The 464-nt window shown below is 66.4% G+C and carries 1 protein-coding gene; it reads right to left on the reverse strand.

Going from position 1 to position 464, the window contains the following annotated elements; all coding sequences use genetic code 11:
- Nucleotides 1-321: Kazal-type serine protease inhibitor (locus EN884_RS38175; protein ID WP_128361241.1), on the reverse strand; the 321-nt coding region annotated here is incomplete at its 3' end.
- Nucleotides 322-464 lie beyond the last annotated feature (143 nt).

Below are 464 nucleotides of genomic sequence, written 5' to 3' on the forward strand. Positions count from 1 at the left end.
CGCATATTCGCGGGTGCAGAACGTCTGCTCTTCACCACCGCCGCCGCCGCCACCGCCGCCACCGTCGCGGCACGGACCGTCGCGCACGATGCGGTAGCCGGCCCGGTCGGCAAGACAGGCATTGGCGAAGGTCTGGCGATCGCCGCCGCGCCGCGCACAGACCGGCTCGTACTGCTTGCTGCAATATTGCGGTTCCGGCCGGGGCGGACGCGGACGCGGCCCTGGTCCGTCATCGACGACGACGGTGCAGGCGGCAAGAAGTGCCGACAGCAACAGGATGACAAAACCCTGCCGCGAAAAGATTGCCGCCAGATATTTCATGATGATCTCCCACGATCGCGTCCCCGGTTGCCGATCCTCGCCATTCCCTTGCCAAATGCAACCCCCGTTTGCAGCCCTTTCAGTCGGAAACGCGCTGGGGCTGTAGGCGGCGTCGACCTCCTCGGCCACCTCGACATCTGGCC

Origin of the sequence: Mesorhizobium sp. M7A.F.Ca.AU.001.01.1.1 (assembly GCF_004022735.1) — a bacterium.
In the GTDB taxonomy this organism is placed as follows: Bacteria; Pseudomonadota; Alphaproteobacteria; order Rhizobiales; family Rhizobiaceae; genus Mesorhizobium; species Mesorhizobium ciceri.